At 65.3% G+C, this 13,073-nt stretch carries 13 protein-coding genes; 11 read left to right on the top strand and 2 right to left on the bottom strand.

Features of this window, described 5'->3' with window-relative positions; all coding sequences use genetic code 11:
* The first annotated feature begins 86 nt into the window (after window positions 1–86).
* Window positions 87–1,379, top strand: a complete 1,293-nt coding sequence (locus QFZ91_RS40335; RefSeq protein WP_429570717.1) for an SUMF1/EgtB/PvdO family nonheme iron enzyme — start codon at window positions 87–89, stop codon at window positions 1,377–1,379.
* Entirely contained in the window at window positions 1,376–1,648 is a 273-nt protein-coding gene (locus tag QFZ91_RS40330) for a hypothetical protein (protein WP_429570716.1), read from the top strand. The genes QFZ91_RS40335 and QFZ91_RS40330 overlap by 4 nt, the downstream gene beginning before the upstream one ends.
* A 121-nt stretch (window positions 1,649–1,769) precedes the next feature.
* Here QFZ91_RS40330 and QFZ91_RS40325 read toward each other — a convergent pair whose 3' ends face one another.
* Window positions 1,770–2,732: a LysR substrate-binding domain-containing protein gene (locus QFZ91_RS40325; RefSeq protein WP_429570715.1), complete on the bottom strand. Its 963-nt coding sequence runs from the start codon at window positions 2,730–2,732 to the stop codon at window positions 1,770–1,772.
* A gap of 135 nt (window positions 2,733–2,867) precedes the next feature.
* On the opposite strand from QFZ91_RS40325, the gene QFZ91_RS40320 reads away from it, so the two are divergent.
* The 9 genes from QFZ91_RS40320 (at window position 2,868) to QFZ91_RS40280 (ending at window position 11,219) form a co-directional block, all read left to right on the top strand.
* On the top strand, window positions 2,868–3,932 hold the full coding sequence (locus tag QFZ91_RS40320; protein WP_429570714.1) for an ABC transporter substrate-binding protein: 1,065 nt from the start codon (window positions 2,868–2,870) through the stop codon (window positions 3,930–3,932).
* 65 nt (window positions 3,933–3,997) lie between these two features.
* Window positions 3,998–5,068 (top strand): ABC transporter ATP-binding protein, encoded by a 1,071-nt coding sequence (locus tag QFZ91_RS40315; protein WP_368623174.1) that lies wholly within the window; start codon window positions 3,998–4,000, stop codon window positions 5,066–5,068.
* On the top strand, window positions 5,055–5,927 hold the full coding sequence (locus QFZ91_RS40310; protein ID WP_429570713.1) for an ABC transporter permease: 873 nt from the start codon (window positions 5,055–5,057) through the stop codon (window positions 5,925–5,927). Before QFZ91_RS40315 ends, QFZ91_RS40310 begins: the two co-directional genes overlap by 14 nt.
* Before the next feature lie 4 nt (window positions 5,928–5,931).
* Window positions 5,932–6,729: an ABC transporter permease gene (locus QFZ91_RS40305; RefSeq protein WP_429570712.1), complete on the top strand. Its 798-nt coding sequence runs from the start codon at window positions 5,932–5,934 to the stop codon at window positions 6,727–6,729.
* Complete coding sequence (locus QFZ91_RS40300) at window positions 6,726–7,862, top strand: NAD(P)/FAD-dependent oxidoreductase (RefSeq protein ID WP_429570711.1); 1,137 nt, start codon at window positions 6,726–6,728, stop codon at window positions 7,860–7,862. Before QFZ91_RS40305 ends, QFZ91_RS40300 begins: the two co-directional genes overlap by 4 nt.
* 7 nt (window positions 7,863–7,869) lie before the next feature.
* Window positions 7,870–8,211, top strand: coding sequence for a (2Fe-2S)-binding protein (locus tag QFZ91_RS40295; RefSeq protein ID WP_012406215.1), 342 nt, complete (start codon window positions 7,870–7,872; stop codon window positions 8,209–8,211).
* Window positions 8,201–9,631, top strand: a complete 1,431-nt coding sequence (locus QFZ91_RS40290; protein ID WP_429570710.1) for an FAD-dependent oxidoreductase — start codon at window positions 8,201–8,203, stop codon at window positions 9,629–9,631. The genes QFZ91_RS40295 and QFZ91_RS40290 overlap by 11 nt, the downstream gene beginning before the upstream one ends.
* On the top strand, window positions 9,624–10,805 hold the full coding sequence (locus QFZ91_RS40285; RefSeq protein WP_429570709.1) for an NAD(P)/FAD-dependent oxidoreductase: 1,182 nt from the start codon (window positions 9,624–9,626) through the stop codon (window positions 10,803–10,805). Before QFZ91_RS40290 ends, QFZ91_RS40285 begins: the two co-directional genes overlap by 8 nt.
* A gap of 60 nt (window positions 10,806–10,865) precedes the next feature.
* Window positions 10,866–11,219 carry a RidA family protein gene (locus tag QFZ91_RS40280; protein WP_429570708.1) on the top strand — a complete coding sequence of 118 codons (354 nt, stop codon included), beginning with the start codon at window positions 10,866–10,868 and terminating at the stop codon, window positions 11,217–11,219.
* A 680-nt stretch (window positions 11,220–11,899) separates the two neighbouring features.
* On the opposite strand, the gene QFZ91_RS40275 is transcribed toward QFZ91_RS40280, so the two are convergent.
* Window positions 11,900–13,009 (bottom strand): SDR family oxidoreductase, encoded by a 1,110-nt coding sequence (locus QFZ91_RS40275; RefSeq protein ID WP_429570707.1) that lies wholly within the window; start codon window positions 13,007–13,009, stop codon window positions 11,900–11,902.
* Window positions 13,010–13,073: the final 64 nt, after the last annotated feature.

The raw sequence follows: 13,073 nt of genomic DNA, 5'->3' as shown, positions 1-13,073 counted from the left end.
GGTTCGTCTTGGCACGCCGTCTGCAACGGGGTAAAGTTTTCAGACCGCCCCCCACGGCAACCGTGTTGCATGGAGACCCGGCCCCAATGAATCGCGACCCTGCCCCGCATCATCCGCTCGTGCAGCGCCTGCACGACGCGCGTCAAGTCACCGATGACCTGTTTGCAATCGTCAAACCCGACTACCTCTATGAACGGCCGATCCGCGAGCGTCACCGTGTGGTGTTCTATATCGGCCATCTCGAAGCGTTCGATCGCAATCTGTTCGACCAGCGTCTGTTCGATCTGCCGGCTTTCGCACCGGAACTCGACCAGCTGTTCGCATTCGGCATCGATCCGGTAGACGGCGGCTTTCCCACCGATCAGCCCAGCGATTGGCCGTCGCTCGACGCCCTCCGCGAGTATGCGATGCGCGCGCGCCGCCAGATCGACGCCGCGCTCGACGAACTCGGCAACCCGGTGGGCGATGAAGCGGCCGTGCAGTTGCTGAACGTCGCGATCGAGCATCGGTTGATGCACGCGGAAACGCTCGCGTACATGCTCCATCAGTTGCCGCTCGCGCAGAAAAACACCGCATTGCGCGAACCGGTGGTGACACGCACGGAGCGGCGCGACGGATTGTCGTCGATGGTCCGCGTGCCCGCCGGCACGACCGTGCTCGGCATGCCGCGCGAGGCCGGCCGTTTCGGCTGGGACAATGAATTCGGCGAGATGGGCGTGGAGGTGCCCGCGTTCGAGATCGATCGATACATGGTCACGAACGGTGCGTTCCTCGAGTTCCTCGACGACGGCGGTTATCGCGAGCCGAAGTGGTGGTCGCCGAAAGACTGGGCGTGGAAGGAAGCGGAGTGCATCGAGCATCCGGCCGGCTGGTCGCAACGCACGTCGGAAGACGGCCGCACCGCATGGACGCTGCGCACGATGTTCGACGACGTACCGTTGCCGCTCGACTGGCCCGTCTACGTGAGCCACGCCGAAGCGAGCGCCTACGCGCGCTGGGCCGGCAAAGCCCTGCCGACGGAGGCGCAATGGCAACGCGCGGCGCACGGCGCGCCGCACGCGGCATCGGGGAATTTCGATTTCCGCAGCTGGGACCCACGGCCCGTCGATGCGCATCCGGACAACGTCAGCGCGTTCGGTGCGGAAGGTCAGTTCGGCAACGGTTGGGAATGGACCTCGACGCTATTCGAAGCACTGCCGGGGTTCGAAGCGTTTCCGTTCTATCCCGGCTATTCGGCCAACTTCTTCGATGGACAGCATTTCGTGCTGAAGGGCGGTTCGGCGCGTACCGCGCTGTGCATGCTGCGGCCGGAATTTCGCAACTGGTTTCAGCCGCACTATCAGTATGTGTATGCGGGGTTTCGGTGTGTGCGGGGTTGACAAATAAAGCGGAAGTTGAAAACAAAATTCAGCTTCCGCTCACTGACGGTGGTAAATTTTCGCCCCGCTTCATCGAGCTGGTGTTACGCAAAGCGCAGCTTCTTGGCGAAACGCACATGAGACCGCCAGCGCTCGCCCTCCCTCTTCTCTTGTCGGCTCTGACGCAATTGCTCGACAACGTCTGGCAGTTTTCCGGTAAAAGACGCTCGTTTGCACGCCCATTCGATCAGCAAGCTGACCCAGCCTGGTATCAGGCTCTCTTCTCATAGTTCTGCTAACTGCACGCCGCAACTGTTCTTCGTCCCGTTTCTGTTTGTCTGAGTTGAAATACCGGGCAAATACAATGGGCTCGCCGCGTTGCCGCGATACCCCGACGAGTCCGCGGCAACGTTATTGAACAGCGCGTTTGCCGCTTCGCTGGCGGGTTTTCTTCGACGCTGAGTCCGGCACGATCCGCGCCATCTTCTCCATCAACTCGTCGTGCTCCGCGCGCAGCACTTCGATAAACGCCGACGCCAGCCGCTCGCGCGGCCGGTGCGGCGGAAATAGCAAATACATCGGGAACATGACCGCCGGCGAGAACGGGCGGATCGCGATGTCCGGCCCGGCGAAGTCCAGCGCCACGCCCGGATGCGCGAGTGTCACGCCCATGCCGCAGCGCACCAGCTCGCAACAGATCGCCGTGTATTGCGCCTCGATCGCCAGCTTGCGTTCGACGCCCGCACGCAGGAACACCTCGTCCATCTGCGCGCGCGTGCCGTCGCCGTGACACAGCGAGATGAACGACTCGCCTTCGAGATCAGCGGGCTTGATGACAGCCTTTGAAGCAAGCCGGTGCACGGCCGGCATCACGCACACGGCGGCCACTGTCGACAGCATCTCAACTTCGCAATTCGACGCCTCGCTGATGTACACCGCCACGCCCAGATCGCAGAACTGCGACGCCGTCCAGTGATTCACCGTGCCCGACGTGTTGACGTGCAGCGACACGGTCACACCGGGATACAGCGCCTGAAAACGCTTGATCGCGTGCGGCACGAGCGTGAGGCCCGCTGAAGGCATCGCCGCGATGCGCAGACGCCCACTGCCCAGATTGCGAATCTGCGCGGCGGCGTTCGCGAGCCCCTGCAAGCCGACATATGCGCGCTCCACCTCGCGGAAAAACGCCGTGCCCTCGCTGGTCGGGATCAGCCTAACGCCGCTGCGCTGAAACAGCAGCAAGCCCGTCTCCCGTTCGAGCTGCGAGATCAGACGGCTCACGTTCGGTTGCGACGTGAAGAGCGCTTTGGCCGCCGCCGTCATCGACCCGGCGACCATCACCGCACGAAATGCCTCGACATGTTTCAGGTTCATCGGTTTCAACCCATATCAACTATGTATAGATTGCTATTTTATTCGTATTGGACCATATGACCGTTGCGGCACAGACTGTGATGTATGGACACGGCACCAGAGCGTCCATTCCCACACTGACCGGAGATCGCCGTCATGCAAGAATCGCTGCGCCGCCGTTGCCGTTCTACGCTCCACGCTTTCGCCTCCGCACTGTCCGTCGTCTGTCTGACCGCTCCGTTGCACGGCCACGCCGAAACTACGCTGTATGTCGCGAATGTCGGCGGCTCGAACGAGCAGCTGTACCGGCAGAAAGTCATTCCGCCGTTCGAAAAAGCGCATGACGTGAAGATCGTCTATGTGGCGGGCAATTCGAGCGATACGCTCGCGAAGCTGCAGGCGCAGAAGGGGCATCAGCAGATCAACGTCGCGGTGATGGACGACGGCCCGATGTATCAGGCGATGCAGCTAGGCCTATGCGCGAAGGTCGACGACGCGCCCGTGATGAAAGACCTCTACCCGCTCGCGCGGCTCGGCCCGACGGCCGTCGGGGTCGGTATGGTCGCGACGGGCATCGGCTACAACGAAGAGGCGTTCAGAAAGCTCGGCCTGCCCGCGCCCGATTCATGGCAGGCGCTCACCGACAAGCGCCTGAAGGGCAAACTCGGCGTGCCGCCCATCACCAACACGTATGGACTGCATACACTCGTGATGCTCGCGCGCCTGAACGGCGGCGGCGAGAAAAATATCGACCCCGGCTTCAACACGATGACGAAGCAGGTCGCACCCGACGTGCTGTCGTGGGCGCCGACGCCCGGCGAAATGGACGGCCTGATGCAGGCGGGCGACGTCATCATGGCGCCGTATGGCAGCGGCCGCGCCGTCGCGTTGCAAAACACGGGCTTTCCGCTCAAGTTCGTGTATCCGAAGGAAGGGGGCGTCGCGCTGCAGGTAGCGGCCTGTGCGCTCGCCGAGAACGCACAGCCGAAGCTGTCGCAGGAGTTCATCCAGTATCTGCTGAGCCCCGAAGTGCAGGCGATGCAGGCGCAAGCAATCGGACTTGGCCCCGTCAACAAAGCGGTCAAGCTGACGCCCGAGGTCGCGGCGCGCGTGCCGTATGGTCCGGAACAGGTGAACAAGCTCACGGCGATGGACTGGACCACGATCAACCAGCATCGCACGGAATGGACGGAGCGCTGGAACCGCTCGGTCGAACGCTGAGCGGCGCAACCGCTTCATAGCCGCTCAACAGTTCCTACGTCCCGACTCCGCACAGGACCGACACCATGACCTTTCTCACTCTGCAGGGCATCTCGAAGCGCTACGGCCATTTCACTGCGGTCGAGCAGCTCGATCTGTCCGTCGAACGCGGCGAGTTCCTGTCGCTGCTCGGGCCGTCCGGCTGCGGCAAGACGACCACGCTGCAAATGATCGCCGGCTTCGTCACGCCGAGCGCGGGCCGCATCACGCTCGGCGGACGCGACATCACGCACGAGCGCCCCGAAAAGCGCGGCATGGGCGTCGTGTTTCAGAGCTATGCGCTGTTTCCGCATATGACGGTCGCGGGCAACGTCGGCTTCGGTCTCGAAATGCGCAACATGAAGCGCGACGAGCGCGCGGCGCGCATCGCCGAAGCGCTCGATCTTGTGCGGCTCAACGGCCTGGACGCGCGTTATCCGAAGGAACTGTCGGGCGGCCAGCGCCAGCGCGTCGCGATCGCGCGGGCGCTGGCGATGCGCCCCAACCTGCTGCTGCTCGACGAACCGATGTCGAATCTCGATGCGAAGCTGCGCGAGGAAATGCACATCGAACTGCGCGCGATCCAGAAGCGCCTCGGCATTACGACGATCCTCGTCACGCACGACCAGGTCGAAGCGATGACGATGAGCGACCGCATCGCCGTGCTGCACAAGGGGCGCATCGCGCAACTGAGCACGCCGTTCGATGCCTACGAACGTCCCGCTACGCCGTTCGCATCGACCTTTCTGGGGCGTACCAACACGCTGCCTGGCGAAGTGCGGGAGCGTAATCCGCGCTGCGCCGTCGTCGATGTGGCGGGCACGACGCTGCACGTGCCGCACGAAGGGCGCGATGTCGAAGGCGCAGTGCACGTCTACATTCGCCCGGAGAAAGTACGCCTTGCGAATGGCGACGCGCGCATGCACGGACGTATTGCGAACCGCGTGTTCATCGGTAACCAGTGGCTGCTCGAAGTCGATACGGCGCTCGGCAAACTCCATATCGCGCAGCCGAACTTCGGCGCGCCGCCGCCCGACGAAGGCCACGAAGTCGGACTCTCGTTCACCGACGACGATCTGCGCGTGCTGACCCGGGAGCGTGCTCATGGCAACGCTTGACGATTCACGCGCGGGCGCCGCGCCCTGGCTGCTCGCTTCGCCGGCGCTGCTGCTGTTCGGCGCGCTGCTGTTGGTGCCGCTCGTGCTGACGCTGCTGCTGTCGTTTCGCGTGTTCAGCGATGTCGCCGGCGTGCAGGCCGCGTACACGCTGAAAAACTACGTCGAAGTGCTGAGCGATCCGTACTACGGCGAAATCTTTTTGCGCACGGTGAGTCTCGCGCTCGCCGTGACGCTGCTGAGTGTACTGCTCGGTGTGCCGGAAACCATCGTGCTCGCGCGGATGAAGCGGCCCTGGCAGTCGCTGTGTCTGCTGATCGTGCTCGGCCCGTTGCTGATTTCCGTCGTGGTGCGCACGCTCGGCTGGCAGATTCTGCTTGGCAATAACGGCGTGCTCAACAATGCGCTGCAAGCCTTTCACATCACCTCCGAGCCGATCCGCCTCGTCTTCACGATGACGGGCATGATCATCGCGCTCACGCATGTGCTAGTGCCGTTCATGGTGATGTCGGTGTGGGCGACGCTGCAAAAGCTCGATCCGCAGGTCGAATGGGCGGGGCTGTCGATGGGCGGTTCGCCGTTGCGCGTGTTCCGCCGCGTGGTGCTGCCGCAGATCATGCCCGGTGTGCTGTCGGGTTCGATCATCGTGTTCGCTTTGTCGGCGTCGGCGTTCGCGACGCCTGCGCTGATCGGCGGGCGCCGTCTGAAAGTGGTCGCCACCGCCGCCTACGACGAATTCCTCGGCACACTGAATTGGCCGCTCGGCGCGAGCATCGCCGTGTTGCTGCTGATTGCGAACGTCGCGATCGTGATGGGCTGCAGCCGTCTCGCCGAGCGCCGTTTCAAGCATATTTTCGAGTGACGCCATGAAACAGAACGGATTCTGGGGTCTGCTGTTCAACGCGCTGTTTCTCACTTTCATCCTCGCGCCGCTCGTCGTCGTGATGCTGGTTGCGTTCACCGACAAGGGCTTCATTTCGATGCCCTTCGACGGCGCGTCGCTGCGCTGGTTTCGCGCGATTCTCGAGAACGACGACATCGTGTCGGCATTCTGGCTTTCCGTGCGGCTCGCGTTCGTGGCGGCGACCATCGCCGTGGCGCTCGCGGTGCCCGCCGCGCTCGCTATCGCGCGCTATCGCTTCGCGGGCCGTGGCGCGCTGATGAGCTTCTTCCTCTCGCCGATGATGATTCCCGCCGTCGTGCTCGGCATCGCGTTCCTGCGCTTTCTGTCGCTGCTGCATCTGAGCGGTTCGTTCTGGGCGCTGGTGGCGACGCACGTGATCATCGTGCTGCCGTATGCGCTGCGCCTCGCGCTGTCGTCGGCCGTCGGGCTCGATCGCGATGCCGAGCGCGCGGCGCTGTCGTGCGGCGCGAGCCGCTTCATCGCGTTTCGCCGCGTCGTGCTGCCGATGATCCGCACGGGCGTCGCTGGCGGATGGGTGCTGTCGTTCATCCAGAGCTTCGACGAGCTGACGATGACCATTTTCGTCGCGACACCCGGCACGACCACGCTGCCCGTCGCCATGTACAACCAGATCGCGCAGACCATCGATCCCCTCGTCGCTTCCGTGTCGGCGATGCTGATCGTCGGCACGGTTCTGCTGATGGTGCTGCTCGACCGCATGGTCGGACTGGACCGCATCCTCATTGGAGAAGCTCGATGATTCGTCACGTTTCCGACAACCCCGACGTGCTCGTGCTGGGCGGCGGACTGGTCGGTTCCGCCGTTGCCTGGGGCCTTGCGCGCGAAGGCGCGAACGTCACCGTGCTCGACCAGGACGACGGCGCGTTGCGCGCGTCGCGCGGCAACTTCGGGCTGGTCTGGATTCAGGGCAAGGGCTATGGCTTGTCGCCGTATGCACGCTGGTCGCGCAGCTCGGCTTCGCGCTGGCCGTCGCTGGCTGCGGCGTTGCTCGACGAAACCGGTATCGACGTCGCGCTGCGCCAGCCGGGCGGCTTCCACTTCTTTTTCTCCGAAGACGAAATCGCAGAACGCGCGAAGCGTCTCGGCGCCTTGCAGCGTGAACTGGGCGACTACCCGTATCAGTTGCTCGATGCGCGCGAAGTGCGCGAGCGTATTCCCGAAATCGGCCCGGACGTGATCGGCGCGAGCTACACGCCGATGGACGGCCACGTCAATCCGCTCAAGCTGCTGCGCGCGCTCCACGCGGGCATGCAGCGGCGCGGCGTGAAGCTCGTGAACAACGAGGAAGCGCTGTGCATCACACCCGAACACGGGGGCTTCGCGGTACAAGGCAAACGCGGCACCTACCGCGCGGCGCGCGTCGTGCTCGCGGCGGGGCTCGGCAATCGCGCGCTCGCGCCGCACGTCGGACTGCATGCGCCCGTCGCACCGAATCGCGGACAGGTGCTGATCAGCGAACGCGTCGCGCCGTTCCTGCGTTACCCGACCCTCAACGTGCGCCAAACCGACGAGGGCACGCTGCAATTCGGCGATTCGATGGAAGAAGTCGGGTTCGACGATTTCACGACGACGCCCGTGCTATCCGACATTGCGCGGCGCGGCGTGCGCGCCTTTCCGCTGCTGAAGAATGTGCGGCTGGTGCGCACGTGGGCCGCGTTGCGCGTCTATAGCTCCGATGGTTTTCCGATCTACGACGAATCCGCACGCCATCCCGGCGCGTTCGTCGTCACCTGCCACAGCGGCGTGACGCTGGCCGCCGCGCACGCGCTGCGCATCGCGCCGTGGATCGCCGGCGGCGCGATGCCCGATGAAATCCCCGCGCTGTCCGGCACGCGCTTTCTCGAATCCCCTGCACTCACCCCCGCTCACTGATTCCGACATGACCTCCACACCGCTCTTCAAGGCCTTGCCCGGCGCCGATGCGCCGGTCGACATCTGGTTCAACGATCAGCCGCTGCGCGTGCCGGGCGGCCGGTCGGTGGCGGCGGCGCTGCTCGCTGCCGGCATCGCGCGGTTCCGTGCGACACCCGTCTCGGGCGCGCCGCGCGCGCCGTATTGCATGATGGGCGCGTGCTTCGAGTGTCTCGTCGAGATCGACGGCGTGCCGAGCCGGCAAAGCTGCATGGTGACCGTGCGCGCCGGCATGCGCATCCGCTCGCAGGAGGGCGCGCGCGATCTGCCGCCCGTCGATGTGTCGCTGGAGGACGCTCATGCCCGCTGATTACGCTGTCGAAACCGTGTCGAGTTTCCCCTCGGAAGCCGTCGATGTCGTCGTGGTTGGCGCCGGTCCCGCCGGCATGAGCGCGGCGACGCGCGCCGCGAGCGCGGGCCTGTCAGTGGTGCTGCTAGACGAGCAGGACGCCGTCGGCGGGCAGATCTATCGTGCGATCGACCGCGCCGATGCGCGCCGCAAGGAGATTCTCGGCCCAGATTACGCAGCGGGCGCAGCGCTCGCCGACGCCTTCGCGCGCTCCGGCGCACGGCATGTCGCGCACGCGTCCGTGTGGCAGGTGACGCGCGAGCACGCCGTGCACTATCTGAAGGACGGCAAAGTCGGCAGCTTCGAAGCACGCCGGGTGATTCTGGCCACGGGCGCGCTGGAAAGGCCGTTCCCGATTCCCGGCTGGACGCTGCCCGGCGTACTGACGGCGGGCGCCGCGCAGATCCTGCTGAAAAGCGCGGGCGAGGTGCCCGCCCAGCCGCCCGTGCTGGCGGGCTGCGGTCCGCTGCTCTATCTCCTCGGCTGGCAGTACGTGCGTGCCGGCGTGCCGATCCGCGCACTCGTCGACACGACTCGTCACGAAGACCGCTGGCGCGCGAAGAAACATCTGCTGTCGGCGTTGCGCGCGTGGCCGTTCCTGAGCAAGGGCCTGCAACTGATCCGCACGCTGCGCGCCGCGGGCGTGCCCATCTACGAAGCCGCCGACGATCTGCGCGTCGAGTCGAAGCAGGACGCGCAAGGCGTCGAGCGCGCCGCCGCGCTGAGTTTCACCACGCAAGGCCGTGCGCAGCGGATCGACGCGAACGTGATCCTGCTGCATCAGGGCGTCGTGCCGAATACGCAGTTCTCGTTGTCGTTGCGTGCCCAACACCATTGGGACGCCGCACAGCTATGCTTCGCACCGACCACCGACGCATGGGGCGAACTCGACGTGCCGGGCACCTTCGTCGCGGGCGACGGCGGCGGTATCGGCGGTGCGCTGGCGGCGGCCGAACAGGGCGCGCTCGCCGCGCTGCGCGTTGCCAGTCAACTCGGTGCAATCGATGCAGCCGCCTGTGAGCGCGAAGCCGCGCCGCACCGCCGCGCGTTGGAGAGCGTGATGCGCATCCGTCCGTTTCTGGACAGCCTGTACCGCCCGCGCGACGCGAACCGCATTCCGCGCGACGACGTGGTGGTGTGCCGCTGCGAGGAAGTGACGGCGGGCGAAGTGCGCGGTTTCGTCGAACTCGGCTGCCTCGGCCCGAACCAGGCGAAGTCGTTCGGACGCTGCGGGATGGGCCCGTGTCAGGGACGCATGTGCGGGCTGACCGTCACCGAAATCATCGCCGACGCGCGCAAGGTGCCGCCGGGCGAAGTCGGCTATTACCGCATCCGTCCGCCCATCAAGCCGCTGACGCTCGGAGAACTCGCCGGTGAATGACGCTGCCCTGTCCTCTTCCGGCGCCGTGCGCGAAGCCGACGTGCTGGTGATCGGCGGCGGCCTGCACGGCTCGAGCAGCGCGTTCCATCTGGCCGCGCGCGGCGCGAGCGTGATCGTGCTCGAAGCCGACTACGTCGCGCGACATTCGTCGGGCGTCAATGCGGGCGGCGTGCGCACGCTCGGCCGGCCGCTGCCCGAGATTCCGCTCGCGCTGATGTCGCGCGAAATCTGGCACAGCCTGCGCGAAACGATCGGCGACGACGGCGGCTTCGTGCCGTCCGGCCAGTTGAAGATCGCGGAGACGGAAGCCGAACTCGACGAATGCCGCGCGCGCGTCGCGCAACTCGAAGCGCATGGCTTCACGCATGAAGAGCTGATCGACCGCGCGAGCGTGCTCGAACTCGAGCCGGCGCTCGCGCGACACGTGACGGGCGGCATCTGGGTCGAGCGCGACGGCTATGCGCTGCCGTTCAGGACAACCACCGCCTTCCGGCTCGCCGCGCAGCGGCATGGTGCGGCGTTCTTCGAAGGCACGCCCGTCACCCGCATCGAGCAGCGCGGCACGCGCTGGTTCGCGCAGACGCCGCGCGGCGAGTTCAGCGCGGACAAACTCGTCGTCACGGCGGGCGCGTGGGCGGGACAACTGGCCGAACAGGTGGGTGAGCGCGTGCCCGTGCACCCCGAAGGGCTGATGCTGATGGTCACGCATCGCGTCGCGCCGTTCTGCCGCGCGACGCTGGGTGCAACCGGGCGTCCGTTGTCGTTCAAACAGTTCGACAATGGCACCGTCGTGATCGGCGGCAAGCTGATCGGTATCGCCGATCTGCACGGCCGGCATGGCGAAGTCGATTTCGCGCGGCTCGTGCGTAGCGCCAATACCGTCGTCGATCTCTTCCCGCATTTGCGGCATCTCGGCGTGAACCGCGCGTGGGCCGGCGTCGAAGCATTCACCGACGATGCGCTGCCCGTGCTCTCACCTAGCCGCCGCGCGTCGAATCTCGTCTATTCGTTCGGCTATTGCGGCAGCGGTTTCCAGCTTGGACCGGCCTGCGGGCGGCTCGTATCCGAACTCGTGCTCGACGGCAAGGCTTCGCTGCCGCTCGACGACTTCGCGATCGACCGCTTTACGCGCCAGTCCGTGCCGCAGCCGGCGGCCAGCGCCGCCGCGCACTGATCGCACCCGCGCGCCGCCCGGCGTGCTTTCCTGTAGTCAAAGCAAGGAGTAGAGCAAGGTATGTCCGACATCGTGAGAATCGAAACGAACCAGCGTATGAGCCGCGTCGTAAAGGCAGCGGGACTCGTGTTCATCGGCGGCCAGACGTCGAGTGATCGTGCGCCCGATGTGAAAACCCAGACCGCGAGCGTGCTGGCGAAGATCGACGGCTTTCTGGAAAAGGCAGGCATCGACAAGACGCGTCTGGTGTCGGCCCAGGTGTGGCTCGCGAATATCGAGCGCGATTTTGTGGGCATGAACAGCGTGTGGGACGTGTGGCTTGCGCCGGGCTGCGCGCCCACTCGTGCGACCGTCGAGGCGAAGCTCGCCGCGCCGGAACTGCTGGTCGAGATTGCCGTCGTCGCGCTGGCGTAACGGGAGCTTCGCGGCAGGCAGAAGCCGCTGCGCTTACGCGTTCGCCACGCGATACGTGCCGCGGCCCGTCGCCTCTTTCGCGACCCGCAGAGAGCTGAGTCGATGCAACTGTCGTCCAGCCCTGTTGCCCTCCCTACCCACAAACCCACGTCGCCACCCATACGTCGTGAGGAAATTGTGCGGGACGTCAACGGTAGCCGCAAGCACGTCGTTAGATAACCTCCGCTTTGACTGGATTTCAAGGCCAGGTTCGGGTCCGCGGCGCGGGAGCACGGTCGCGGAGTCGTAGGCGTCGTGTCCGAAACGCAGCCGTTACGAACACACATCGGCGCTAGCAATCGGCGTACCGTCATACTACTGCAATCGACGAGCGTGACCTGGCCCATGTTGACTGAATCTCTGGCAATCCCGACTGTTATCGTTAATGGGACGCCGATCGAAGTAGACAAATATCTGATGGCAGCGCTCTGGACCGCCGACGGTGCGCATGCTTCGGTAATGGACGTTGCCCAATGGCGAGAACGCCTTCGTGAGCGCGGTGATGATTTTGCCTCACACGAAGCCGCCTGCTACTACTGGCTTTGCGAAAATCGGGCCGGTTGCCCGCCGTGGGCATACCCGAAGTAGAAAACGGCGTGTTCCACGCATCGCGTCGCGCAGCGATCCCTTGTCCCATGCGCTCACGGCGGACCCTCGCCGCCCGTCGCGCCATACACCTGCCCCGTCACATAGCTCGCGCGCGTCATCGCCAGCGCCACATAAACCGGCGCGATTTCCGCAGGCTGACCCGGACGTCCCATCGGTGTGTCGCCGCCGAACTTCTCGAGGTTCTTCATCGTCTGGCCGCCGCTGACCTGCAACGGCGTCCAGAACGGACCGGGCGCCACCGCGTTCACGCGGATGCCGCGCGAGATCATCTGCTTGGCTAGCGACTTCGTGAAGTTCGCGATCGCGGCCTTCGTCATCGCGTAGTCGAGCAGGTTCACCGACGGATTGTAGGCATTCACCGAACTCGTGTTGATGATCGCCGCACCAGGTGGCATATGCGGGATCGCAGCCTTCGTGATCCAGAACATGCCGTACAGATTGGTGCGTAAGGTCCAGTCGAAATCCTCGGTGCTGATGTCGAGAATCGAATCGTGGCTGTGCTGGCGTCCCGCATTGTTGACGAGGATGTCGAGGCCGCCCATGCCGTTCGCCGCGCGATCGACGGCCTGCTTGCAGAACGCTTCGTCGCGAAGGTCGCCGGGTATCGCGAGCGCTTTGCGACCCGCGCCGCGAATCAGTGCCACGACCTCGCGCGCGTCCGGCTCCTCGGCGGGCAGATAGATGATGGATACGTCTGCGCCTTCGCGTGCGAACGCGATCGCCGCCGCGCGACCGATGCCCGAATCGCCGCCGGTGATCAACGCCTTGCGGCCCGCCAGCAGTCCGCTGCCGCGATAGCTGGACTCGCCATGATCGGGACGCGGCGTCATGCGGCTCGCAAGGCCGGGCCACGGCTGCTGCTGATCCTGAAACGGCGGGTGCGGATACAGATCGCGCGGATCGCTTAGCGCCGCGTTCGCGTCGGGAACGGCAGGCGCTGCGGGTGCTGCGGGTGCGTCAGCGGCTTGGCTACCCGGCGCGCCGGGATCGGCTGCGAGCGCGTTTCCGGCGAAGACCGCGGCCAGACCGGCCGCGGCGCTTTGCACGACCTTGCGGCGCCCGTGGGACACCTGGTCCGCGGGCGTGTTGTCTTGCGCTAACGACTCGCGGCCTGGAGCGCTCGTCGATCGATCGTTGGACATGGGCTTCTCCTTCTTCGATGTGCCGACGATCGAGCAAGCCTTGTACCCTTCCATGTCTTTCATT

It is taken from the genome of Paraburkholderia sp. JPY419 (assembly GCF_050435705.1).
Classification (GTDB): Bacteria; Pseudomonadota; Gammaproteobacteria; order Burkholderiales; family Burkholderiaceae; genus Paraburkholderia; species Paraburkholderia youngii.
Note: the sequence above shows the minus strand (reverse complement) of the source record. Positions and strands in the feature narration are given on the sequence as shown.

What these genes read in the sequence shown, in the direction of transcription:
- QFZ91_RS40300 (WP_429570711.1), top strand. Translation starts at nt 6,726, where the DNA reads ATGATTCGTCACGTTTCCGACAACCCCGACGTGCTCGTGCTGGGCGGC.
- QFZ91_RS40295 (WP_012406215.1), top strand. Translation starts at nt 7,870, where the DNA reads ATGACCTCCACACCGCTCTTCAAGGCCTTGCCCGGCGCCGATGCGCCG.
- QFZ91_RS40305 (WP_429570712.1), top strand. Translation starts at nt 5,932, where the DNA reads ATGAAACAGAACGGATTCTGGGGTCTGCTGTTCAACGCGCTGTTTCTC.
- QFZ91_RS40280 (WP_429570708.1), top strand. Translation starts at nt 10,866, where the DNA reads ATGTCCGACATCGTGAGAATCGAAACGAACCAGCGTATGAGCCGCGTC.
- QFZ91_RS40315 (WP_368623174.1), top strand. Translation starts at nt 3,998, where the DNA reads ATGACCTTTCTCACTCTGCAGGGCATCTCGAAGCGCTACGGCCATTTC.
- QFZ91_RS40335 (WP_429570717.1), top strand. Translation starts at nt 87, where the DNA reads ATGAATCGCGACCCTGCCCCGCATCATCCGCTCGTGCAGCGCCTGCAC.
- QFZ91_RS40325 (WP_429570715.1), bottom strand. Translation starts at nt 2,732, where the DNA reads ATGAACCTGAAACATGTCGAGGCATTTCGTGCGGTGATGGTCGCCGGG.
- QFZ91_RS40290 (WP_429570710.1), top strand. Translation starts at nt 8,201, where the DNA reads ATGCCCGCTGATTACGCTGTCGAAACCGTGTCGAGTTTCCCCTCGGAA.
- QFZ91_RS40320 (WP_429570714.1), top strand. Translation starts at nt 2,868, where the DNA reads ATGCAAGAATCGCTGCGCCGCCGTTGCCGTTCTACGCTCCACGCTTTC.
- QFZ91_RS40275 (WP_429570707.1), bottom strand. Translation starts at nt 13,009, where the DNA reads ATGTCCAACGATCGATCGACGAGCGCTCCAGGCCGCGAGTCGTTAGCG.
- QFZ91_RS40310 (WP_429570713.1), top strand. Translation starts at nt 5,055, where the DNA reads ATGGCAACGCTTGACGATTCACGCGCGGGCGCCGCGCCCTGGCTGCTC.